This window comes from Pedobacter glucosidilyticus DSM 23534 (assembly GCF_000425145.1).
In the GTDB taxonomy this organism is placed as follows: domain Bacteria; phylum Bacteroidota; class Bacteroidia; order Sphingobacteriales; family Sphingobacteriaceae; genus Pseudopedobacter; species Pseudopedobacter glucosidilyticus.
Genome location: NZ_KE384315.1, coordinates 27,472 through 53,746 on the forward strand (window position 1 = coordinate 27,472; position 26,275 = coordinate 53,746).

Here is a 26,275-nt window from a genome sequence, read left to right on the forward strand (position 1 = left end):
ATTTTATGGTAACCAATAGACTTTTTTTGCGTATTAGCTAATCAGGGATTAAAATGACTAATGTTTTTCATATAGTTATAAAGGGTTATCAACGCAAGTGTATAAATAAAATCTGTGCTTATAAAAGTAAAATCTAACAGAGCCAACCTGATGGGTAAACATCGGAATTTAAAAGGTTTCATTGTAAAATGTTTATCTATTTTATTGTTGTTAGTACTAAGTATTTTTGATGTTTCGTATGCCGAAGGAAGTAAAGATTTAATCACAACCGGTGGAGGTGTTGGGCATAGGGCTTTTTTATTAAGTACTACTACCGTTTCTAATAATAATCCTTTTCCAACTCTAGGTACCGTTAAGGTGTATGTTAGGGCAGGAGAATCTTTATACTTGGGTTCAAGCGCACAACAAATTGGTAATGGTAGAATAAATGTAAGAGCGCCTGGTGGGGCAACCTATAATTCTGCTGCTTTAGCTGCTGGGGTAGGCTTAATTACTAATAAAAATCAAGAAAATGCAGGACCATTACCTAATGCCGGAGGATATACACCTTGGATTTTACCTGTTGGCTTGGGGCAAGAGGGTGTATGGGAAATTGATTTCATATCGCCAGATGTAACAGCCGACCAGCAAGCAGGTATAACTAAAACTAATGCAAATGCAGCATGGACTCAATCCAATAATGGTCCAGGAATATCTGCTTTTGATGTATCTGTAAGAAATAGCGCTAATACAGCATTTATAACAGGTAGGGCTTTCATGAATATTTTTGTTGGCTCGCTAGGTGCGTTTGATGCGAATTTTACCGGAAAATTTAAAATTCTTACCAAAGATGGTTACCAGTATGACGTAGATAATAATGGGCAATCTGGTTATGTATTTAGCTTTTTCGCAAATAATAAAGGATTTAAAGATAACGCAGGCAATCCTATTTATAGAAGTATTAATACTTTATCTGGCACTATACCCGTACAAGACCCAAGAGTTGCGGATACCGGTACAGATATCACACATAAAATATTTTTTAACACACCAGATGCTAGTATGCCAGCTACTACGGCAACACCGGCTGGTACTACTTGGTTGTATACCACACCTACTAGCCCGCAAGCGGCTAATTTTTTATTTGAAGGTGTAGAAGGGACACAAAACCAAGCGGGTACAGCACCTTTAGGGGCTAATTTATCTTTTGAGACCAACCAAATAGGAAGTTATATTATTGATATTGATATCAACAAAAATGGTGTATTTAATGATGCCGTTGATAGGAGACTAACGGGTGTAGCGGGGTCTGGAAGCAATACCATTTACTGGGATGGCTTAAATGGTTTAGGTGCTAAAGTACAGGGTAATTTTACTTTTAGCCCTAGTAATTTAAATCTAAGTTTGGTAGGTGGTGAAGTTCATTTTCCGTTCTTAGATGTAGAAAATAATATTAATGGTATTATCATCAGGCGTGTAAATGGTGTTAACGCTCCTGATGATATTGTGTATTGGAATGATACTGATATTTCCTCAAATACCAACCCTTCTAATCCTAGAGATGCATCTATTAATGGTGTTAGTAGTGCAACAAATGGTCATAAATGGGGTAGTAATTCTTATAGCGGTACTGCCTTCGGTAATGAGGTGGGTTTAGATACTTGGACGTATGTTATCAGTAATACAGTGCTTCCGTTCATGAACGTAACACTTAAAGAGGCAGATTTAGAAGTCATCAGCATTACACCAAGCAAAACGTCTTATTGTGTTGGGGAAGACATAAGTTATGTTGTGAGGGTTAGAAACAATGGACCGGATGCTGTTTCTGGGGCAAAATTTGCCTTTAATTTTCCTACACAATTTGTGATTAGCAGTACTTCATCAACAGTAACTACAGGTACAGCAACTATAACAGGTACCGCAACTACTCCAGGTCAATACGCGGCAACCTTAGATATGTCTAATACGGCCGTTATAGCGTTTACCATTAATGGTACCTTAAATAACTACCCAGGCGGAACTTTAAATACCAGTGCATCTATTTTAAGACCTATTGATGTTACAGACCCAGACGCTACCAATGAAGACGCTTTACCACCAACGAATCCTTTAATAGAATGTGATGCGGGTACTGTGGGCTGTAATAATATCAAAGAAAATGCATCGGTTAGTATTAATGTTAGAACTGTAAGTGTAGCTAGTGCAACCGTTGCAGAGGGTACAGGGGGCACTAGAAATCTTAGCTTTCCGGTTAGTTTATCTGCGGTTTCTGCTTGTGACATTTCTGTAGATTACTCCATCGTAAACGGTACTACACAAGCATCTGATTTTGCAGGACTAACGAATGGTACCATAACTATTCCTGCCGGAAGTACAACGGCAAATATTCTTATCCCCATAGCAACAGATAATATTATTGAGGCTAATGAAACTTTTACTTTAACATTAGCTAACCCAACCGGAGGCAATACCATTTTTATGGGAACCGCAACGGGAACAATTAATAATGATGATAATGCACAAATTACCATTACTAAAATAGATGGAAATGAAGAAAATGCCATCCAAGCGAGGTTTATTTTTAGTTTTCCTCCGGGAGTTTTCGCCGATGCTGATACCGAAGTTAAATACGAACTTAGTGGAACCTCAACAGGTAATGGACCAGATTATCCAGAAGCTTTAACCGGTTCTATCATCATCCCGGCAGGGCAACAAAGCGCAACTTTAACATTAAATACCATTAATGATGATATGGTAGAAGGTACCGAAACTGTTGTGATAGATATTGTAGAGATAAATAGCCCCTATAGTTTACCTTTAGGAACAAATATTATGCTTAATCCAACTGTACCTACATTAAGTATTTTTGATAACGATGTTGCAACCCTAACCCTAAGTAACCCTGTTATTTTAGCAGAAGGTAATAGCAGTACAACTGCTTTTAACTATACGGTAACTTTAAATAAGGCCACCAGTAGCAGCTTTACGGTAAATTATAACACTTCAAATAATACTGCTACCATAGCAGATAATGATTATGCAACTAGTAGCGGAACTTTAAATTTTAATGGTGTTTTAAATGAGGTGCAAAATATTACAGTTTTAGTAAATGGCGACCAAAAACTAGAAGCAAATGAAAGTTTTAACTTATCGCTAACCACGTTAAACAATAATTTTAGTGGTCGTTTAACTATTCCAAGTCCTAATACAAGCGGAACCATTGTAAATGATGATGTAGCTAATATTACCATTACTAAAGCAGATGGTGCAGAGGGGGGGCAGAATGCAAGGTTTATTTTTACTTTAGATAATGGTAAAACGGCTGACCAAAATTTAGTTATCCCTTATGCACTTACCGGTACTGCTTTACCTAATGTAGATTTTAATGGTGCAGCCGTTGGAAATATTGTTTTATCAGCAGGGCAAAATTCTGTATCATTAATTCTTAATGTTATCGATGATAATTTGGTTGAGGGTAACGAAGATTTAACCCTAACAACAGGGGCTATTGCTAACCCTTACGGCATTACTGTTAATAACTCGCCACAAACAATAACTATTACTGATAACGATAATGCCAACATTTCTATTTCTAATGTAACAGAAACAGAAGGGGATAGTGGTGACAAGACTTTCAGCTTTAACGTAACACTTAACAATGCGGTTAAAGAATCTTTTTCGGTAAATTATTTTACCACAAATGGTACCGCCTTAGCAGGTGAAGATTATCAGGCTGTAACCAATGAAACTTTAGATTTTTCTGGTACAGCTGGCGAGGTAAGAACCGCTACCATAACAGTTACTGGTGATACTAAAATAGAGGCGAACGAACTATTTGCAGTTACGCTTCAAAACCTATCTAAAAATTTTAATAACCATTTAACCATAGGCAATGCAAGTGCAACAGGTACTATTATAAATGATGATGCTTCTACCATTCAAATCACTTCTACTAACGGAAATGAGACTGGGCAAATTCCGGGTACTTTTACTTTTGGTTTTGCTACAGGTGTTACGGTTGATAGTCCAACAGAAATTAGCTATACCTTAGCAGGCTCGGCAACAGCTACACCTGATTATAGTGGAGTAACCTCTGGCACCATCATCATCCCGGCAGGGCAAAATAATGTTACGCTTACCTTACCTGTAATTGATGATAATACCATAGAAGGAATAGAAACCATCATTTTAAGCAGTAGTTTAGTTAATAGTCCTTATGCTATCAGCGTAAGCAACTCGCCACAAACTTTAAATATTTTAGATAATGATGCTGGAACTTTAACCTTAATTGGTCCCGCAGATGTAACAGAAGGAGCAGATGGTACCAGCAAAACCGTACAATTTCAAATTCAATTAAATAGGGCAACTGAACGCCCCTTTGCTATAGATTATGATACTAATAATATAACTGCTTTATCTGGAGAAGATTATATCACAGAGAATAGTAGCTTAAGTTTTTCTGGGACTTTAGATGAGATTAGAACAGTAAGTGTAACCATCAACGGAGATGCTAAAATAGAAGCCGATGAATTATTTAGTTTAGTGTTAAGCAATTTAAGCGAAAATTTTGGAGGCCTTTTAACGCTTGCAAATACATCGGCAACAGCCAAAATATTAAATGATGATAGTGGAAATATTACCATTACCAGCACAAACGGGGCGGAAGGTGGTGCAGCAGCCGTTTTTACTTTTAGTTTACCAGCAGGTGTTGTTGCAGACCAGCCTATAACTTTCAACTATACTTTAGGTGGTTCTGCTATAGGAAATGACTCAGACTATACAGGCGCACTTACCGGAACCATCACCATACCAGCAGGCAGTAATAGTGCGAGCTTAAATTTACCTGTTATAGATGATGCTATTGTAGAAGGTACAGAGACCATCTCTATCACTACGGGAGCGGTAACTAGTCCTTATAATATCCTAATTGCTAATTCGCCACAAACTTTAAACATTACCGATAACGATTTTGCTACCCTCAGTATTGCTGATGCCAGCATAACAGAAGGAGATAATGGTACCAAGATTTTAAGTTTTGATGTTACCCTAAATCAACCAACAAAAGAGAGCTTTAATGTAACTTATTCAACAGCAAACGGTACGGCTACAGCCGGAGAAGACTATCTGGCAGCAGTAAATAACACTGTAACTTTTAATGGTACAGCAGGTGAGTTAAGAACCATCAACATCACCCTTAACAGCGATACAAAAATTGAAGCCGATGAAACTTTTACCCTAAATTTGAGTGCTATCAGTAATAATTTTGGTGGTCATTTAGCTTTCGCTGATGCCCTTGCAACAGGAACTATTTTAAATGATGACCAAGCCCAGTTAAGTATCACGGCTAGCAACGGGAATGAACAAGGTTTAGTTCCTGCAACTTTCACCTTTGCCTTACCAACAGGAATAACGGTAGACAAAAACACCAGTATTACTTATACTATAAGTGGTTCTGCAAGTAACGGAACGGATTATACCGGAGCTATCACCAACACCGTTGTTTTATTTGCCAACACAGGGAGTATTACGGTAACGCTGCCTGTAATTGATGATAATTTGGTAGAAAATACCGAAACACTTATCCTTACCATTAACAATCTCGTTAGCGATTATAACCTAACGGCTGTAAGTTCAACAGCTAATGCCAATATTTTAGATAATGATGCTGCAATACTACAATTAACAGGGCCGCCAAGTATTACAGAGGGTGCTAGTGCAACTACACAAAATGTTGCCTTTACGGTAGTTTTAAGTAAAGCTACGCAAAGACCTTTTACTGTTAATTATACCACAGTAAACGGTACGGCTAGCGCTACCGACCAAGACTTTGTTCTGCAGAGTAGCCAATTAAGTTTTACCGGGGCTACTGCCGGAGAAACCATAACAGTTAATATTGTTGTAAACGGAGATGCTAAAATAGAAGCTGATGAGCTTTTTAACTTTACCATAAGTGGCTTAAGTGATGATTTTGGAGGCTTGTTAACCATCCCACAAAGTACTGCATCGGCTACTATTTTAAATGATGATGCCGGTGATATAACCATTACCGCAGCAGATGGTGCTGAGGGTGGTGCCAATGGTTATTTTAGGTTTAGCTTTCCAACCAATGTAACTTCAGACCAAGCAACAGTTATCAATTATGTTTTATCTGGAACTGCTACTAATACAGATTATTTGGCGGATCCATCACCAGTAACTATCACCATTCCTGCAGGGCAAAATAGTGCTCAGCTAAATATCAATGTAGTTGATGATGCCATTGTAGAAGGACAAGAAACACTAGAATTAAATGTAGTGGCTGTAAATAGTGCTTATGGTATAAATTTAACTAATAGTACTGCATCACTAAACATACAGGATAACGATGTTGCAGAAATGTTAGTTACTGCCCCACCTGCTGCACCAGAAGGAAATGTAGGCACCAGTACACAAACTTTTACCTTTAGGTTAACTGCTGCAACAGCACAGCCGTTTTCTATACCTTACCAAACTGTTAATGGAAGCGCTATAGCAGGAGAAGATTTTGTATTGAAAACGGGTAATTTAAACTTTAATGGGCAAGCAAACGAGCAGCAGACGGTAGAAATAGTAATTAATGGCGATACCAAAGTAGAACCCAATGAGGTATTGAATCTTTTATTGGGTAACCTTTCTAACAATTTCCAAAACAGGTTAAGTATTCCTGTACTTTCTAGTGCTGCAACCATCCAAAATGATGATTCTGGTGTTATCAGAATGGTGGTAAGCAACGGTTCTGAGGATGGTGTTAATGGAAAAATAAGATTCGAATTTTTAAACGGAGCAACCGCCGCACAGCCTATTGTTTTAAGTTATAGCTTGGCGGGTTCAGCCCTATCATCAGGTTTAGATGCAGATTATACTGCTGATTTTCCATCAAGCATAACCATCCCGGCGGGTGCTTCTTTTGCAGAAATCACACTCAACGTTATTAATGATGCCCGTATAGAAGATATAGAAACAGTAGAAGTTATAGGTTTGGCGCTTGATGTTGCCTACCCTGGCATTAGCTTAGATCCAGCCAGACCAATTTTAAACATTAGCGATAATGACCAAGCAGAACTGGTTTTGGCTGGTCCGCCAAGTGTTTTAGAAGGAAATACTGGTTTTACAACTTTAAGCTATACCGTAAAGCTAACCAAAGCAACCGGAGCAGGTTTTAATATCAATTACAGTACACAAGATCAAACCGCTACAACTGGCAATTCAGATTATGTGGCATCATCAGGGACTTTAAATTTTACTGGTTTAGCCAATGAAACCAAAACCATTAACGTTTTAGTAAATGGGGATATTGATATTGAACCAAATGAAACCTTTACCCTACAACTTTCTGGTTTAGATAATAATTTCAATAACAGACTGGTGGTGCAAGGTTCGCCTTTGGCGGTTAATATTTTAAATGATGATAACGATAATATCAACATTACTAAACTAAATGGTGAGGAAGGAGCAAATAACGGAAGCTTTACTTTTAGCCTACCGGTGGGCGTAGTAGCTAGCGAGAATTTAACCATAGATTATGTGATAGATGGTACAGCTTTATCAGGAACAGACCATGCCGCAACATCAGGTACTTTGGTATTAGCAGCGGGTAGTAATGCTATAAATTTACCAATTATTATTAACGATGATTTAATTGTAGAAGGTACAGAAACGGTAAGGATAACAGCTTTGGTTAGAACAAATAGCTTAAATATCGGTATCAATAATCCGCAAGAAACCATTACCATTACCGATAATGATGAGGCTACTTTAACCATTGCAGCAGTTAACCAGCCCGAGCTTAATTCCAGTGTCAGCAATATGTTGTTTACAGTTACTTTAGACAAGCAAACCGCTTTACCTTTTTCTTTGGCTTACGCTTCCGCTGATGTTACTGCAACCGCTGGCGAAGATTATCAAGCTGTGCCAGCAGCAGCTTTATTAAGTTTTAATGGTGCAGCTAACGAAACAGAAACCATTAGTATTGCTATTACTGGCGATACCAAAATAGAAGCTAACGAGGTGTTTAATATCATCCTTGGCACTTTATCTAATAATTTTGAAGGCCGTTTAATCATCCCGGCAAACACGGTAAATGGCACTATAGAAAATGACGATGCTGCGGTTATTACCATTACCAAAGAAGATGCTGCCGAGAGTGGAAACAATGGACAATTTATTTTTAGTTTCCCTACGGGCTTCACATCAGATAAAGAAACCCTAATTAACTTTAGTTTAGGTGGCACCGCAAACGGAGCTGGGGTAGATTATACGGCAGATCCATTGGCAACAACTATTACTATTCCCGCAAATGCACCATCAGCAACTTTAACTTTAAATATCAATGATGATGACTTGGTAGAATTTACCGAAAATGTAAGTCTTACTGCGGTTACAATAAATAGCGTTTATAGTGGCATCACCCTTAACCCGGTTTTGCCTGTGGTAAATATCACAGATAATGATGTTGCTCAGCTTACTTTAACAGGTATTACAGCCGTAAATGAAGGCAACAGCGGCTCAACAGAAGTTACCTATACCGTAACATTAAACAATGCAACAGTTTCACCCTTCAGGGTAGATTATGCTGCAACAGGTATCACGGCCAGTACAGCAGATCAAGATTATTTAGATTTAGCAGGTTTTATAGATTTTTTCGGTCAAGCCGGAGAAAGCAAAACTTTTAAATTATTTATCCGTGGCGATCAAAAAATTGAAGCTGATGAAACTTTAGCTATCAATTTAAGTGCGCCAAGCATCAATTTTGATAACCGCTTAACGGTACAAGGCTCGCCGCTACAACTTAGCATCTTAAATGATGATACAGGTACCATCACCATCAATAGCGAAAATGGCGAAGAAGGTATTAAAGATGGTTTATTTAGGTTTAGCTTGCCAGCAGGTATAACGGCAGACCAAGACATCAACATCAATTACTTGCTATCAGGTTCTGCAACTACAGGGTTAGATTTTACTAATTTACCGGGTAGTATCACCATCAATGCCGGAGCAAATAGTGTGGTTTTACCAGTTCAAATTAATGATGATGCTTTGGTAGAAGGTACAGAAACACTAAGCCTAAGTGCTACTTTACCTTTAAGTGTTTACGGTATTACTTTAGCAAACACAGCTCAAAGTTTAGATATTTTGGATAATGATAGGGCTAAAATTGCTATCAACAATGTTAGTGTTCAAGAAGGCAATAGCAGCACACAAACCTTAAACTTTACCGTAAGTTTAGATAAAGCTACAAAGTTACCTTTCAACCTCATTTACAGCACTCAAAATGTTACGGCTACTGCCGGAGAAGATTATGTAGCTCGTATCAATAATGTGCTAAACTTTAATGGCGATGCCAATGAAACACAGAATATTGCCATTACCTATAACGGAGATTTAAAAATAGAGCAAGACGAGGTCTTTAACCTGCTTTTAGGCGCCATTTCTAATACTTTTGAAAACAGATTGGCTTTAGATAACGCAGCCTCAGTTGGTAAAGCAACCTTACTAAATGATGATGCAGGAACCATCCGAGTAACAGCATTAAACGGAACCGAAGATGGTGCAAAAGGAATTTTTAGATTTAGTTTTATTAACGGAGCAACATCTGATGCGCCAACTGTAATTAATTATACTTTAGGAGGTATAGCATTAGCTCCGGAAGATTATACTTCTCTAAATTTAAATAGCATTACCATCCCGGCGGGTACTTCTTCTATAGATGCCGAGTTAAATATTATTGATGATGCCATTGTGGAAGGCAATGAAATTGTAAGTATTTCTGGCGTAAATGTAAGCGCTCCTTATCCGCTAACGATTGAAAACACTTTGCCAACCCTTCAAATTATAGATAATGATCTAGCTCAAATCAGTCTGAATGCACCATTTTCTATTACAGAAGGTAATTTAGGCGATGTTTCTTTTGCAGATTTCGTCATTACCCTAAACAATAAAACCGCCACACCATTTAATATAGATTTTGCTAGCGCAGATGATCAAGCTAAAGCAAGCGACCAAGATTATATTCCGCTTGCAGGCATTTTAAATTTCAACGGTACTGCTGGCGAAGCTAAAACAGTAAGAATTTCTATCAACGGAGATAAAAAAATAGAAGCCAACGAGGCTTTTAATTTCTTGATTAGTAATCTCAGCACCAACTTTAGTAATAGATTAAGCTTTGCACAAACGCAAACATCAGCCACGATTTTAAATGATGATAACAGCAATATCACCATCACCAAAGAAGATGGTGAAGAAAGAGCCGATGGTACAAAACCAGCTATCTTCAAATTTAATTTTGATACCGATGTTACTGTAGACCAAAATATCATCATACCTTATACTTTAAGCGGAACGGCAATTGGCCAAGGGACAGATTATAATGGCGATATCAATGGGAATATTACCATTCCGGCCAATAGTAATGAGTTTATTTTAAACCTTCCAGTGAGAGACGACCAAGAAGTAGAACTTACAGAAAATGTAATTATAACAACAGGCTTAGTGGCAAGTTCTTATCCAATTTTGGTTAATAACTCGGGCATTTCTTTAGCTATTTTAGATAATGACGATGCTACCTTAACCTTAACTGGTCCGGCTCCTATGAATGAGGGTAATGTAGGTACATCGCCTTTTACCTTTACAGTAAGTTTAAATAAAAAAGTTTCAGCTCCGTTTACTGTAAAATATAAAACCATTGATGGTACAGCTACAACTTCCGATCAAGATTATACCCCAACCAGTGGAAATTTAAGCTTTAATGGTAATGCAGGTGAAACCATCAATTTTACTGTTGATGTTAAAGGCGACCGTAAAATAGAAGCCAACGAGGTTTTCAGTATGTTGTTAGATTCGCTATCAGAAAACTTTAATAACCGTTTAACGCTTGTTAGTCCTATTGTAAATGCAACCATTGGTAACGATGATTTAGGAGATATCACGATATCATCCCTAAACGGTAAAGAAACCGGAGCGCAAAAAGGACAATTTATTTTTAGTTTACCAGCAGGTATCACGGTAGATAAACCTATACAAATCAATTATGTATTATCAGGTACTGCTTCTGCAGGGTTAGATTATAACAACCCAGCATCTGGCAGCATCACCATACCAGCCAATAGAAACAGCGCTATTTTAGACATTAATGTTATAGATGATACGCTGCTTGAGGAAACAGAAACAGTTGTACTAAGCGTAAATAATGTCATAAGCGATTATAATGTTCAGATGCGAAGCAGTATAGATACTTTAAGTATAGAAGATAATGATATTTCTATCTTAAGTATTAATGGTCCTTTAAGTATTACTGAGGGAAATACCGGTACCCAAACCCTAACTTTTGAAGTTAAGTTAGACAAAGCTGTAGCTTCTAATTTCAAGGTTTACTATCGTACACAAGATGCAACGGCTACTTCTACCACTAACGATTACCAGAGTACCAACGGAACTTTAGCTTTTGCAGGGTTAGCCAATGAAACTAAAACTATTACCGTTACCATAAATGGCGATACCAGAGTAGAGGGAACCGAGTTTTTTGAGCTATTGCTAGAAAACCTAAGTCTTTCTTACGACGGTAGATTAAGAATTTCTGGCTCGCCTAGCCGAGGAATTATTTTAGATGATGATAATAATCCACTTAATAAATCTTTAACCATTACTAAAATTGATGGGGAGGAAGGTGCAAATAATGCTTCTTTTAGCATAGCTTTTCTAAGCGGAGTAACTTTAGATACCGATACTGAAATATTCTACACTTTGGGCGGTACGGCAGCTATCAATCAAGATTTTCAAACAGCAACCACAGGTAGTTTAACCATCCCGGCAGGGCAAAATAGTGTCACTTTAAATCTTATCGTTACAGATGATGCCATTGTGGAAGATACCGAAACCGTTTCTCTGATAACAGGTAATATCAATAACAGCAATTATCAAGATATAGTAGTTTTAAACTCGCCATTAACGCTTCAAATTGCCGATAATGATGTGGCCAGTTTAAGCATACAAGCTTCCCAAATACAAGAAGGTGATAATGGAGTGTCTCAAATGAGTTTTGAATTGCTTTTAGATAAACAAACCTCCACTGGTTTTGATGTGAGTTTCCGTACCGCTGATGCTACAGCTACGGTTGTAGACCAAGATTATATTGCCAAAGCAGAAACTATTACCTTTACAGGTGATGCTAACGAGCGAAAAACCATCACCATCACCATCAATGGAGATATTAATATAGAGCGAGATGAGCAATTTAATCTTATTCTAGAGCCTCTGGCAGATAATTTTAATAACCGTTTAAGCATTCCGATCAATACAGTTACAGGCACTATTCTAAACGACGATGATGCACAGATAACCATCACCAAAACTGATGGCGCAGAAGGCGGCGTCCCAGCAAGTTTTATTTTTAGCTTACCGCCAAATGTGCTTACAGATGAACCTATCCAAATAGATTATCAACTTGCAGGTACTGCTTTAGCTGCTAGCGTAGATTATGTTGGCGCAAATACAGGTAGTATTACCATAGCACCTTACCAAAACAGTGCTACACTTTCTTTACCTGTTGTAGATGATAGCTTGATAGAAGAAGATGAAACCATAAGCATTAATATAAGCGCTTTAAACACGCTTTATACAGGAGCTATTATTCTAAATCCACTTATTCCAACGGCTATTATCAGAGATAATGACGAAGCTGCATTACGCATAAGTGGCCCTATCAGCGTAAGCGAAGGAAATACAGGTACAACAGCTTTAACTTTTACAGTTAGTTTAGACAAAAATACAGGTAGAAGTTTTAGTATTAATTATGCCACTGCTGATGGTAGTGCTACCGTTGCCGGAAACGATTATATTCCACGTAATGGGACTTTGAATTTTGCCGGTAATGCATCAGAAAGTTACCCTATTACCATATTGGTAAACGGGGATAGAAATATAGAGCAAACAGAAGACTTCTTCGTAAATTTATTAGGCTTAACCGATACCTTTAATAACAGACTCAGTGTAATTGGCGCACCAGCCCGCGGTATCATATTAGATGATGATAATATTGCAGCTAATAAAAACATCATGATTACTGCTTTAAACGGTTCAGAAGATGGTACAGATGTTAGGTTTAGATTTAGTTTCCCACCACAGGTAGTTAGTGATGTTGCTACAAGTATCCCTTATGCTTTAACAGGTACGGCAACCAATAATGACTATACAGGCGCTTTAACGGGTACAGTAACTATCCCGGCAGGGCAAAATAATGTGGTGTTAAGCTTACCTGTGGTTAATGATGAAATTATTGAGGGCAAAGAAACTTTAATATTAACTACAGGGGCGGTTATAAACAACAGTTTTAATGGTATTACGGTAGTAAACTCGCCAGCCCAAGCAGAAATTGAAGATAACGATAGCGGTGTTTTAAGTATTCAAAATATAGAAGTTAACGAAGGAAATTTGGGTATAAGCGAAGCCGTATTTACGATTAATTTAAACAAACAAACCAGCTTACCCTTTACCCTAAGCTATGCTACTGCAGATGCTACGGCTACCCTAGCAGACGCTGATTATATAGATGCAAACTCGCAAATAAGTTTTACTGGTAACGCAAATGAAAATAGAATAGTCAAAATTGTCATCAACGGAGATAGAAAACTAGAAGCTGATGAGACGTTAAGATTACTTTTAGGAACGCTATCTCGTACTTTTGAAGGAAGATTAACGGTTCAAAATTCATCTGCAGCAGCTACCATAAAAAATGATGACAATGCTGTAATTACCGTAACTGGCCTTAATGGTGCAGAGGCAGGCGGGCAAGCAGCCAGATTTATTTTTAGTTTTCCTACAGGTATTGTGGCTGATATTCCTACGGTTATCAATTATACTTTAGGGGGTACGGCTACAGCCGGAGATACAGATTATAGAGGTGCTGTAAATGGCATTATCGCTATCCCAGCCGGCCAAGAGCGTGTAATATTAGAATTACCAGTTATAGATGATGAAATCGTAGAGGATGATGAAACCATCAGCATCACGATAAATTCTATCAATAGCAATTATATCAATGCTATCAGTCTAAATCCAATACTTCCTGTGGTTAAAATTATTGATAATGATGTTACTACATTACGTATAAGTGATGCCATCAGGATAAATGAAGGCAATAATGGCACTACTCAATTTAATTTCTCTGTTACACTTGAAAAAGCAACTGGTGATAACTTTACTATAAATTATACAACACAGGATGGTACTACAACCATAATTGATAATGACTATAATGAAACATCAGGAGTTTTAAGTTTTGCTGGAACTGCCGGAGAAACCCGTACCGTTACCGTTTTTGTAAACGGCGATTTAAAACTTGAAGGAAATGAAGATTTTAATTTTATCATTTCTGGTTTAAGCAACAATTTTAATAACCGTTTAACAATACCTATAAATACCAGTAGGGGTACTATTTTAAATGATGACGATGGTATTGTTACCATTTCTAAAATAGATGGAACAGAAGGTTTACAAAATGCCCAGTTTATTTTTAGTTTGCCTCCTGGTGTAACATCAGATCAACCTATCAATATCTCTTATCGTTTAGCAGGTACTGCGGGCGGTAGTGATTATGTTGCAAATCCGGCTACTGGTATCCTTACCATCCCTGTAGGACAAAATAATGTAGCTCTTTCCATAAACGTTACAGATGATTTAGTCCTAGAAGAAACCGAAACGGTAGCTATCAACAGCATACAAATATCAAATGTATACAATAATGTAAGTTTAGCACAGCCAGTACCTGTTATCAATATTTTTGATAATGATGTTGCTAACCTCACTATAGCTGGTCCAACACCAGATTTAGAAGGAAATATAGGGCAGAAAACCTTTAATTTTAGCATTACATTAGATAAAGCTACGGATCGCTCTTTCACCTTAGACTATAATACGTATGATATTTCTGCAACAACTGCCAACAGAGATTACGAAAGTCGAACAGGAAGACTGTCATTTGCTGGTTTTGCTGGCGAAACTAAAACCATTGCCGTACCTGTAATTGGCGATATCGAATTAGAAAATAATGAAACCTTTGGTTTCCGGATTTTTGGTTTATCAACCAATTTTGCAGGAAAAATGATTTTAGGTAACGATGCCAATGCAACCATCTTAAATGATGATATTGGTCCTGTAGCTAATGATGATAGGGTGAGCACTTTAGAAGATACTCCTCTAACTTTCTCTGTTACGAATAATGATTTCCATGCTGATGGCATCAATACAAGTAGTGTAAATGTGGTTACCAATCCACAAAAGGGAAGGGTGCAAATGATGCAAAACGGCAATGCGATTTATACGCCAAGCTTAAATGAATTTGGTTTTGATAGTTTTACATATACCGTAAAAGATGCTTTAGGTAGATTGTCTAACATAGCTACCGTAAATATTACAATTGTTGCAGTTAACGATGCGCCTATAGCTGTGGATGATGAATTTTATGTAAAAAAAGATAGTACCATAAGAGCAAATGTTGCTTTAAATGATAGCGACCCAGACCAAGACCCTCTACGCTTTAGAGTAATAGAAAGTACTACCAAAGGTAGTTTAGCTCAGTTTGATGAATCCGATGGCTCGTTTATTTACATCCCTAACCGTAATTTTAAAGGTATGGATAGTTTTAAATATATCATTACTGATCCTTCTGGTTTGAGAGATACTGCATTGGTAACCCTGTTTACACAACCAGTAGTTACAGTGAGTCTTACACCAGCGGCCTCTATATTACTAGAGGGAGATACCTTAACCGTTACTGCAAAACTTAGTGAATCTTTGTTTCAGGATGTGAATTTTGTTTTAAATTTTACAGGGACGGCACAACAAAATATAGATTATACATTAAGTGGTAATTTTGATACGATGATGATTCCTGCAGGAGACACTATCACCGTACAAAAATTTAGCTTACATGCTTTAAAGGATTTTTTAAGAGAAGGACAAGAAACGGTAGAAATAGCAATTACAGCACCAGACCCTGCCGCTTTCGTGAATATTGGAACAGGTACCAGTGTGGTTATAACCGATTTTTATCCAGAAGATAAACCCATTGGACCGGAAGAAAATGGCGAAATAAACCCAGATCCTTACATGTCTCCTAACGGTGATGGATTAGGAAATGAGAAATTTATCATCTATAATATAGAACGTTTTCCAGATAACGAGGTTATTATTTACAACCGTTGGGGTAATGAAGTATATAAAACAAAAGGTTACAATAATAAAGACAACGCTTTTTCTGGATTTTCTAATGTAGGTATTTTAGCAAATAGCCAAACTCCAGTTATAGATGGTGTTTACTTCTTTCTGATTTATACCAAAACAGCAAATCAGGAACAAAAAATGAATAAAGGCTACGTGATAATAAGAAGATAATTTGATTAGAAGTAAAATAATTATTAAGGGTAACACCACCAAGGTTTTTGCCGTAAAAAACCACTTAGAGGGCATTTATTTGATTTAAAATTTCAAATGTTTGATGGTTCCTCTCTTGCTTTGGTATGAGGGTATTACTGCTTATTGTATTTTTTATTTTACTGATAATGGGCGTACAAGCACAGCAACAGGCTATGTATACCCAATATATGTTTAATACACTAGCCATCAATCCGGCTTATCCTACCTTAGACGAATCTTTATCAGTAACAGCTTTATCAAGACATCAGTGGGTGGGCTTTAAAGGGGCACCCAATACACAAACAATCTCTATACACTCGCCCATTGGTACTAGTGAGACTTTTATTGGTGGCTTACTGATTAATGACCAGATAGGGGAAGTAATTAAAGAAACAGGCGGTTATATTACTTTAGCACAAAGAGTGCAAGTTGGCTATGAATCTTATTTATCTGTTGGGGTTAATGGAGGATTAAGCAGCTTTAGAGGTAATTTCTCTGAAAATTACCCTTTTAGTCCAGAGTCTTTTAATGATCCTGTTTTTCAAAATGTAAGTAATCTTAGAGGGAATTTTGGAATAGGAGTGATGTTATTTTCTAGTAAATACTATGTAGGTTTATCATCTCCTCATTTTTATAACAGAGATTTGTCAGACTTAGGGCAACCCAATATTGCAGGACGTTACAAACCTCATTATCTGTTGCAAGCAGGTTATCTTATCAATTTAAACGATATTTTAAAGTTAAAGCCCAATATTTTAGCTAAATATGTCCACGGTTCTCCTTTACAATTTGATATTAATGCCAATATGTTGGTTAGCGACCGTCTTTGGTTAGGTGTTTCGTACCGTACTTTAGACTCTTTTGATGCCATGGCATCTTTCTTCGTTAATCCGGATTTTCAAGTTGGCTATTCTTATGATTTTACCAACACAGCTTTAGCTACCGTACAAAAAGGTTCCCACGAAATTATGGTAAAGTTTAGGATGCCTGTTTTTGGTAGAGACCATACGGCTTGTTATTTTTAGCAATCAAAATTATATTTGTCACATTGAGCGGAGTCGAAATGTTCTCTGATATGCTCAGAAAGGCTTCGACTCCGCTCAGCCTGACACAAAATTGTGATTTGAAACTGCCTTTATTGAGTTTCTAAAGAAGTGTTATTTTAAAAAATTGCTTCTGCAATTTCCTTGGTTTGTTCTGGCCTGCCCATGGTATAGAAATGTAAAACCGGAGCACCAAAATCCATCAATTCTTTACACTGTTTAATCATAAACTCGGTACCAACCTGCTTTACATCTTTAGGGTTTTTACAGCTTTGTACAGCTTCGCATAAATCTTCTGGTAAATCTATATGGAAAATTTTTGGCAAGTTAACCAGCTGACTTAAGGCACTTATAGGTTTTAAACCCGGTATAATAGGTACGTTAATGTCGTTTTCGCGGCATTTCTTTACAAAATCAAAATACTTTTGATTATCAAAAAACATTTGGGTAACGATGAAATCAGCACCCATTTCTACTTTCTTTTTCAAATATTTAAAATCTGTAGCTAGGTTTGGCGCTTCAAAATGTTTCTCGGGATAACCCGCTACACCAATACAAAAATCACTTTTATATTCGCTCTCCACATCCTCATGTAAAAACTTACCTGCATTATGGTTTTTAACTTGGGCTAACAAATCTGTAGCATAAGCATGTCCGCCTGGGGTAGGTATAAAAGAAGCATCTGCTTTGCGGGCATCGCCTCTTAAAACCAAAACATTATCAATACCTAAAAACTGTAAATCTAATAAGGCATTTTCTGTTTCTTCTTTGGTAAAACCTCCGCATATTAAGTGAGGTACGGCATCAATCTTATATTTGTTTAGGATAGCGGCACAAATAGCAATGGTACCTGGCCTTCTTCTGTAAGATAATTTTTCTAACAGACCGTTTTCTTTTTGTTTGTAGATATAATCTTCACGTAAAGAAGTTACATCAATAAAAGGAGGCTTAAACTCTAGAAGAGGTTCTATGGCATCGTAAATCCACTGAATACTTTGCCCTTTAACAGGAGGTAAAAGCTCAAAAGAGAAAAGTGTTTTACCTTTTGCGTTTTTTATATGATCTGTAATTTTCATGTTTGCTGCTCAAAATTATCTATTTGTTTCAGGATTTACCTGTTCAATTTCTTTTTTTTGATGACTGGTTAAAAATACACCAATAATAACCAAAATAGAACCTAAAAACTCCTGCAAAGTAAAGGCTTCATTTAAGATTAACCAACCTAAAAATATAGTTGATACGGGCCCCACTGTTGCTACTATAGCGCCTTTATTTGCTCCAAGAATTCTTATCCCTTCCATCACTAAAAATGTAGGTATTACAGTACTAATGATAGCTAGTGCAAATCCGTAAGCATAAATGGTCCAAGAGTAGCTTAATAAAGAACCATTTCCTAAGATTAAATAATGTGCTATAACGTATAAGCAAGAAATCATCATGGCAAGGCTATTAAAATTTACCGAACCATATTTTTGGATATACTTACTCCCAAAAACTAAATATAGCGCATAAGTGATAGCGCTGATAAAAATATAAATAGCACCTTTTATACTATTTGCTGTACTAAAAATATCGTTATTATACACAATAACCAATAATCCTAAATAGGTGATGATAAGCGCTTGCGCAATCTGTAAAGTGATTTTTTTCCTAAGAAACAGATAAGAAAAAATAACCACAAAAGTAGGGTAGCTGAAAAGTATAATACGCTCTAATCCGGCAGTTACGTAAGCTAGCCCCATAAAATCAAATAAACTAGCGATGTAATAACCTAAAAGTGCTAGGCCACAAATAATAGCAATATCTTTCGCAGATATTTGTTTAATGCTATTGTTTGGATTTTTACGATGATTTAAAAAAGCAATCAACATAAAAAAGGGTAAAGAAATAGCGAAACGTAAGGTTAATAAAGTTAAAGCATCAACCGGAGCCTCTTGATAAGCCAGCTTAATCATAATCGCTTTCGCCGAAAAGCATATCGCCCCTACAGCAATCAAGAGAATACCTTTTGTTGAATTAATTTGATTTGGCATTTTAGGGTTTTTAAGTAGAAAGTACAAAGTATCAAGTAGAAAGACTTCTTAAAAAGCCGGTTAACATTCTTTGGATTTCCTTGATTTGTGTTTCTAAAATTTCATATTGTTCTTCATTTATTAAGTCAACCTCTCTGGCTATAACTATTTGCGTTTCTAATTCAAAAGCGGATCCTATACTGATACTTATAAATTGTTTTAATTCATTATCTGATTTTCGTCCACAACCTTCAGCTATATTTGATGGAATAGAGACCGCAGATCGAAACATTTGATTAGCAATTCCAAATTTATGTTCAGTTGGAAAAGCCTTAATAGTTGTAAAAATAAGTTTAGAGAACTGAATACTTATTTTCCAAACCTTCAATTCTCTAAAATTATGCATAACGAGTTTTAATATGTTTCACTAAGTGCTTTTTAACCTCTATTTTTCTCTAGTATAGGTCTTTCTACTTTCTACTCACTACTTTTTACTTCATTAATACCCCAAATTCGGGCTCAGCCACTTCTCAGCAGTTTCTAGGTCTAAAGCTTTTCTTTTAGCATAGTCCTCTACTTGGTCTTTACCTATCTTGCCTAAACCAAAGTATCTGGATTGAGGGTGTGCAAAATAAAATCCACTTACCGCCGCTGTAGGGTACATAGCTAAACTTTCTGTTAGCTTAATGCCGGTTGTTTGTGTAGCATCCAAAAGATTAAATAAAGTGGCTTTCTCTGTATGATCTGGACAGGCAGGGTAACCCGGTGCTGGCCTAATACCCTGATATTTTTCTTTTATCAGTTCTTCATGGTCCAATTTTTCTGTTTTAGCATAAGCCCAATAGTCTTTACGAACCATTTCATGCAGCTTTTCTGCAAAAGCTTCTGCCAATCTATCGGCCAAAGCCTTGGTCATGATGCTGTTATAGTCATCAAAATCGGCTTCAAATTTTGCTACCAGCTCATCGCAACCTAAACCTGTTGTAACTGCAAAACCTCCAAAATAATCTTGCAAACCTGTTTCTTTAGGTGCTATAAAATCTGCCAAAGCATAATAAGGTTCGCCTTTTGGTTTCTCTGCTTGCTGACGTAAAGTGTGTATTTTAATGATTTTCTGGGCTGTTTGATTTTGCTCTTTTAATACACAGCCTTCTTCCGTAAGCTGATATTGTAAATTTGGTAATTGCTGATTTTCAATGGTTAATTCAATATCATCATCGCCAACAGTAGCTGCAGGCCAGAAACCAAATACAGCTTTTGCTTTTAGTAATTTCTCATCTACTATACGTTTTAAAAGAACTTGGGCATCATCAAATAACTTTTTAGCCTCTACACCTACATATTTATCATCAAAAATTTTAGGATAAGAACCTCTTAGCTCCCAGGTATGGAAAAAAGGAGACCAATCTATATAAGGAACAAGCTCTTCTAGCGGGTAATCCTCTATTACTTTAGTTCCTGTAAAAGTAGGTGCACTGGCAATAGGCTGAGACCAATCTATCTTAAATTTCTCTTTACGAGCTTGTTCAATAGAAACTAAACTTTTATCAACCTTCTTTTTGTTGTAATTATCGCGGGTTGTTTGGTAGTCTTCTTTAAGTTTTTGTTTGTACGATGCCTTTGTTTCAGGGTTTAATAAATCGCTACAAACGGTTACACTTCTAGAAGCATCTAAAACATGTACAGTAGCACCTTTATAATGTGGGTCTACTTTTACAGCAGTATGTATTCTTGATGTAGTTGCACCACCAATTAATAAAGGAATATCAAAACCTTCGCGTTCCATTTCTTTAGCAAAATGAACCATTTCATCTAAAGAAGGAGTGATGAGGCCGCTTAAGCCAATAATATCTACTTGATGTTTTTTAGCTTCTTCGATGATTTTAGCGGCAGGAACCATCACCCCTAAATCAATAATTTCGAAGTTGTTACAAGCCAATACAACACCCACGATATTTTTTCCAATATCATGAACATCGCCTTTTACGGTTGCTAATAATACTTTTCCGGCAGAACTGCTTTCGCCTTCAACTTTTCCTGCTTCTATGTAAGGCATGAGTATGGCAACAGCTTTTTTCATTACCCTGGCAGATTTTACTACCTGCGGTAAGAACATTTTTCCTTCGCCAAATAAATCACCTACAATGCCCATTCCGTCCATTAAAGGGCCTTCAATAACATCTAAAGGTTTGGCATATTTTAAACGAGCTTCTTCAACATCTGTATCTAAATAATCTATAATACCTTTTATTAAAGAATGAGATAGCCTTTCTTCTACAGTTCCTTTACGCCATTCTTCATCTTTAACCAGTACTTTGCCTTTGTTTTTAACGGTTTCTGCGTATTCTACAAGAATTTCGGTAGCATCTGGTCGGCGGTTTAAGAGAACATCCTCAACTTTTATTAAAAGTTCTGGTTCAATTTCTTCATATACTTCCAGCATCCCAGCGTTAACAATACCCATATCTAAACCCGCTTTAATAGCATGGTATAAAAATGCCGAGTGCATAGCCTCACGTACCGGGTTATTTCCGCGGAAAGAGAAAGATATGTTTGACACACCACCGCTTACTTTAGCGTGAGGAAGGTTTTGTTTAATCCAACGGGTAGCCTCAATAAAATCAACAGCATAATTATTATGCTCCTCTAAACCTGTAGCTACGGTTAAAATATTAGGGTCGAAAATGATGTCTTGCGGAGGAAAATTTACCTCGTTAACCAAAATATCATAAGAACGTTTACAAATCTCTTTTCTACGTTCCAGATTATCGGCTTGACCATTTTCATCAAAAGCCATGACTACGGCGGCAGCACCATATTGCTTTATTTTATGCGCATATTCTTTAAACTTTTCTTCACCTTCTTTAAGAGAGATAGAGTTTACGATGCCTTTTCCTTGTAAACATTTTAAGCCGGCTTCTATAACCGTCCATTTAGAAGAGTCTACCATGATAGGTAGCTTACTGATATCGGGCTCGGCACCAATAAGGTTTAAAAACTTGGTCATGGCAGCTTCAGAATCAAGCATACCTTCATCCATGTTTACATCTATGACTTGCGCACCACCTTCTACCTGCTGACGAGCAACGGATAATGCACCTTCAAAATCTCCGCTTAAAATAAGCTTAGCAAATTTTGGTGAACCTGTTACGTTGGTACGCTCTCCAACGTTTACAAAATTGGTTTGAGCGGTAATATTAAAAGCTTCTAAACCTGATAATCTTAAATAAGGAGCTTGTTGCTGAGGGACTCTTGCTGGATGTTGTGCAGCAAAATTTGCCATTTTCTGAATATGGTCTGGCGTAGTACCACAACAGCCACCAATAATATTGATAAAGCCTGAGGCTAAGAAATCATTCACTAATGCAGCAGTTTCATCAGGTGTTTCGTCATAAGCCCCAAACTCGTTAGGTAAGCCAGCGTTTGGATAAGCAGAAACAAAAACATCAGCAATTTCTGAAAGCTCTTGTACGTAAGGACGCATTTCTTTAGCGCCCAAAGCACAGTTTAAGCCTATAGATAAAATATCAGCATGCCGAACAGAATTCCAGAATGCTTCTACGGTTTGACCAGATAATGTTCTTCCGGAAGCATCTGTAATGGTCCCAGAAATCATGATTTCGAGCTTTATTTGTGGAGCATTAGCACTAGGGTTTTCTGCTTTTATTTTTTCGTTTAATTCTTTCTCATATCGTTTGATAGCGAAAATTGCAGCTTTAGCATTTAAAGTATCAAAAATAGTTTCTATCAATAATACATCTGCGCCACCATCAACTAAACCTCTTACCTGCTCGTAATAGCATTCTTCTAGATAATCAAAAGTGATGGCTCTAAAGCCAGGGTCGTTAACATCCGGAGAGATAGATAAAGTTCGGTTTGTTGGGCCAATAGCACCAGCCACAAAACGGGGGCGGGCAGGGTTTTTGGCAGTAAACTCTGTTGCTGCTTCTTTAGCTATTCTGGCACCTTCATAACTTAGCTCATAAGAAAGATCTTCCATCTGATAATCAGCCATAGAAATACGCTGAGTGCTAAAAGTATTGGTTTCAATAATATCAGCTCCAGCTTCTAAATAAGCCGCATGAATAGCTTTGATAACATCAGGACGGGTAATATTAAGCAAATCGTTATTTCCCTTAACATCACAAGGATGGTTTTTAAATCTTTCGCTTCTAAAATCTTCCTCTGTTAGGTTATAACGCTGAATCATGGTACCCATAGCACCATCTATCACTAAAATTCTCTTTTTTAATTCTTCTCTGATATTCATTTTATCGTATTGCGTAGAGCGTATTGTGAAGGGCGAATACACGTAATTGAATGGTACTCAATACGCAATACTCACATCTCAATACTCATTAGCTTATTTAGAAAAGTCAGGATTTTTGGCGTTTAGACTTTTACTTATCTTTCCTAGAGCTTGTACTCTAAGTAGAATTTAGCACCTTGTAAGCACAGGTTGCTAAGACTTCGCAGGGTCTAATCCCTCCGTCTTTCTCTATAAGCGCTGCAAAAATGATGATATTTTTGCTCAAAAGCAAATATTATACTTAAGGTAAATGCTTAAAAGACATTAGAAAGATAATTGCATTTATAATGATAAAAAGGAGTTATCTCTTTGAGGGCAAGTACATAAGTTAAGCTATCAATACAGCCTTTTTGTCAATTGTTCCTCAACACGTTTAAAAAACTGTAGAGGTTTTAATTGTCGCCAGCTTAAATCGTCTAACTCGCCACCAAAGTTGATATAATAATCAATGTTATTGGTTTTAAATTCATCAATCACATGGGGTCTAAAATTAATGCCTGCAATCCATCCGTCTTCTACATCCTGAAACCATTCTTCATAATAACAATCATCAGAAGAATGGAAATTTAAAACGTTTTCTCCTACCAGAATAAACTTGTTAATACCTTCATCCATAATGCTTTCTAGAATTTCTCTCTTTAAAAGCATGATGTCATTATTGATGGCATCATTCCACTCGCCAATAAATTCTATAATGGCGTATTGGCGGTCATAATCAACAAATAAAACTTTTAGATACAGGGTGTTAGACCCAAAAGTATCCCACTGCGGGTGAAGTAAATAATTATAGATTTGTTTATCGTAATAAAACTCGTTGTATTGGGTTTCATAAAAGGGAGACCTTTCATCCTCTGCTGCTATATAATCATCCCTCCACTTAAAATAAGGCTCTATTTCATGCATAACTATTGTAAAGATGTTAAAAAAGCTTCGACAGCTTTTCTAACGTTTCCATATTTTTTTAATAAGTAAGCTGCTTCCTGTTCGTTTAAACTAGTTTCTTCCATCACCATGCGTGTACCTCTATCAACAAGTTTATTATTGGTTAACTGCATATCAACCATTTTGTTGCCTTTTACTTTACCTAATTTTATCATCAATGAAGTACTCAGCATATTTAAAACCAGTTTTTGTGCAGTACCTGCTTTCATACGGGTAGAGCCTGTTAAAAACTCTGGTCCAACAATTACTTCAATAGGGTATTGGGCTTCTTTAGCAATACTGCTGTTATTGTTGCAAACAATACAACCAGTTAAAATGCCATGTTGGTTTGCTGCTTTTAATCCACCTAGTACATAGGGGGTTTCTCCAGAAGCGGCAATTCCTACCAAGGTATCTAATGCGTTAATTTTATAGTCTTTTAAGTCTTCCCAAGCTTGCTCGGTATGGTCTTCGGCAAATTCAACAGCTTTTCTGATAGCGCTATCGCCACCTGCAATAATACCGATAACGGTTTCGAAATCTACCCCAAAGGTTGGCGGGCATTCAGAAGCATCAACAACACCTAATCTGCCACTGGTGCCGGCTCCAATGTAAAATAAGCGACCACCTTTTTTCATCTTATCTAACGCAGCGTTAACCAAATTTTCTATTTGGGGTAATGCTTTTTTAACTGCAAAAGGAACTGTTTGGTCTTCTTTATTGATGTTTTGTAGAATGTCTTTAACAGACATCTGATCTAAATCATGATATAAAGAGGTTGATTCGGTGGTTTTACTCATAACGCATTAAGGTGGGCGTAAATGTCGGTAAATAATCAGTTTTATCGAAAAAAATGTTTGCTTTTATAGATAAATGGTTAACAGGAGGTTGTGGTAGTTGAGGATAGTCTCTTGAAATGTTAAAATTAAGATGCTATTGAATTAATTATCCGAGTTTATAAATCGAAGAGTGAATTTTTGGATGGTCTGTAAAATGGGGGAACTTAGAAAATTGGGAACAGTATTTTTTCTATTATAGGATATTATTTAAGTCTTGTCTACCAACAATTGCCATTATTTCAACCATATCATTACTTATCCTAAAGTAAATGCTATCTGATCCGCAAACACATCGCCTGTAACCTGTCTTAATGTAATCAACCGTTTCAAAAGAAAATGGTCTTTGGGCAATTATTTCAAAGTATTCAAAAAATATATTAAAATATTTGTCAGCTTGAGAAAGTCCGAATTTTTCAACACCATAATGATGAATACGAATCAAATCTTCTTTAGCTTCAATACTTAATCTATACTTGACCATTAAGTAAAGATTTTGATTGACTTAAAATCTCTTCTTTTGTATCTTCGGTGAAACCACTTTTCTCTGATTGATTAAGTTTCGCTCTAATCCAATCAATTTGCACTTGTTGTTTTCTGGCTTGTCTAATTAAATCATTGATGAGCTCACTTTTACTAGAATATTCCTGATTTTCTAATTGAGTTTTCAACCACTCATCATTTGGTTTTGTAAAAGATATGCTTTGCCTCGCCATATTTTTTTATTTTGATGTAAATTTACATCAAATA

The 26,275-nt window shown here is 36.7% G+C and carries 10 protein-coding genes and 1 riboswitch; of the genes, 2 read left to right on the forward strand and 8 right to left on the reverse strand.

What is annotated here, in order from left to right:
- Window positions 1-114 precede the first annotated feature (114 nt).
- Complete coding sequence (locus H510_RS20200) at window positions 115-16,383, forward strand: Calx-beta domain-containing protein (protein ID WP_155978033.1); 16,269 nt, start codon at window positions 115-117, stop codon at window positions 16,381-16,383.
- Window positions 16,384-16,508: 125 nt separating this feature from the next.
- Window positions 16,509-17,429 carry a PorP/SprF family type IX secretion system membrane protein gene (locus H510_RS0117150; protein WP_026905437.1) on the forward strand — a complete coding sequence of 307 codons (921 nt, stop codon included), beginning with the start codon at window positions 16,509-16,511 and terminating at the stop codon, window positions 17,427-17,429.
- A gap of 137 nt (window positions 17,430-17,566) precedes the next feature.
- Here H510_RS0117150 and metF read toward each other — a convergent pair whose 3' ends face one another.
- The 8 genes from metF to H510_RS0117190 all read right to left on the reverse strand — a co-directional run bounded on the left by metF (window position 17,567) and on the right by H510_RS0117190 (window position 26,241).
- The gene (gene metF / locus H510_RS0117155; RefSeq protein WP_026905438.1) at window positions 17,567-18,523 is read right to left on the reverse strand and encodes a methylenetetrahydrofolate reductase [NAD(P)H]; all 957 of its coding nucleotides are present in this window, start codon (window positions 18,521-18,523) and stop codon (window positions 17,567-17,569) included.
- A 15-nt stretch (window positions 18,524-18,538) separates the two neighbouring features.
- Window positions 18,539-19,480, reverse strand: coding sequence for a DMT family transporter (locus H510_RS0117160; RefSeq protein WP_026905439.1), 942 nt, complete (start codon window positions 19,478-19,480; stop codon window positions 18,539-18,541).
- 31 nt (window positions 19,481-19,511) lie between these two features.
- Window positions 19,512-19,865, reverse strand: a complete 354-nt coding sequence (locus tag H510_RS0117165; RefSeq protein ID WP_026905440.1) for a four helix bundle protein — start codon at window positions 19,863-19,865, stop codon at window positions 19,512-19,514.
- A gap of 93 nt (window positions 19,866-19,958) precedes the next feature.
- On the reverse strand, window positions 19,959-23,729 hold the full coding sequence (gene metH, locus H510_RS0117170) for a methionine synthase (RefSeq protein ID WP_026905441.1): 3,771 nt from the start codon (window positions 23,727-23,729) through the stop codon (window positions 19,959-19,961).
- A 131-nt stretch (window positions 23,730-23,860) separates the two neighbouring features.
- A riboswitch (SAM riboswitch) is annotated at window positions 23,861-23,966 on the reverse strand.
- A gap of 138 nt (window positions 23,967-24,104) precedes the next feature.
- On the reverse strand, window positions 24,105-24,671 hold the full coding sequence (locus H510_RS0117175) for a hypothetical protein (RefSeq protein WP_026905442.1): 567 nt from the start codon (window positions 24,669-24,671) through the stop codon (window positions 24,105-24,107).
- Window positions 24,672-24,673: 2 nt separating this feature from the next.
- Window positions 24,674-25,489, reverse strand: a complete 816-nt coding sequence (gene murQ, locus H510_RS0117180) for an N-acetylmuramic acid 6-phosphate etherase (RefSeq protein WP_026905443.1) — start codon at window positions 25,487-25,489, stop codon at window positions 24,674-24,676.
- Window positions 25,490-25,721: 232 nt separating this feature from the next.
- Window positions 25,722-26,009, reverse strand: a complete 288-nt coding sequence (locus H510_RS0117185) for a type II toxin-antitoxin system RelE/ParE family toxin (protein WP_026905444.1) — start codon at window positions 26,007-26,009, stop codon at window positions 25,722-25,724.
- Window positions 25,996-26,241: a ribbon-helix-helix domain-containing protein gene (locus tag H510_RS0117190; protein WP_026905445.1), complete on the reverse strand. Its 246-nt coding sequence runs from the start codon at window positions 26,239-26,241 to the stop codon at window positions 25,996-25,998. Before H510_RS0117190 ends, H510_RS0117185 begins: the two co-directional genes overlap by 14 nt.
- Window positions 26,242-26,275: the final 34 nt, after the last annotated feature.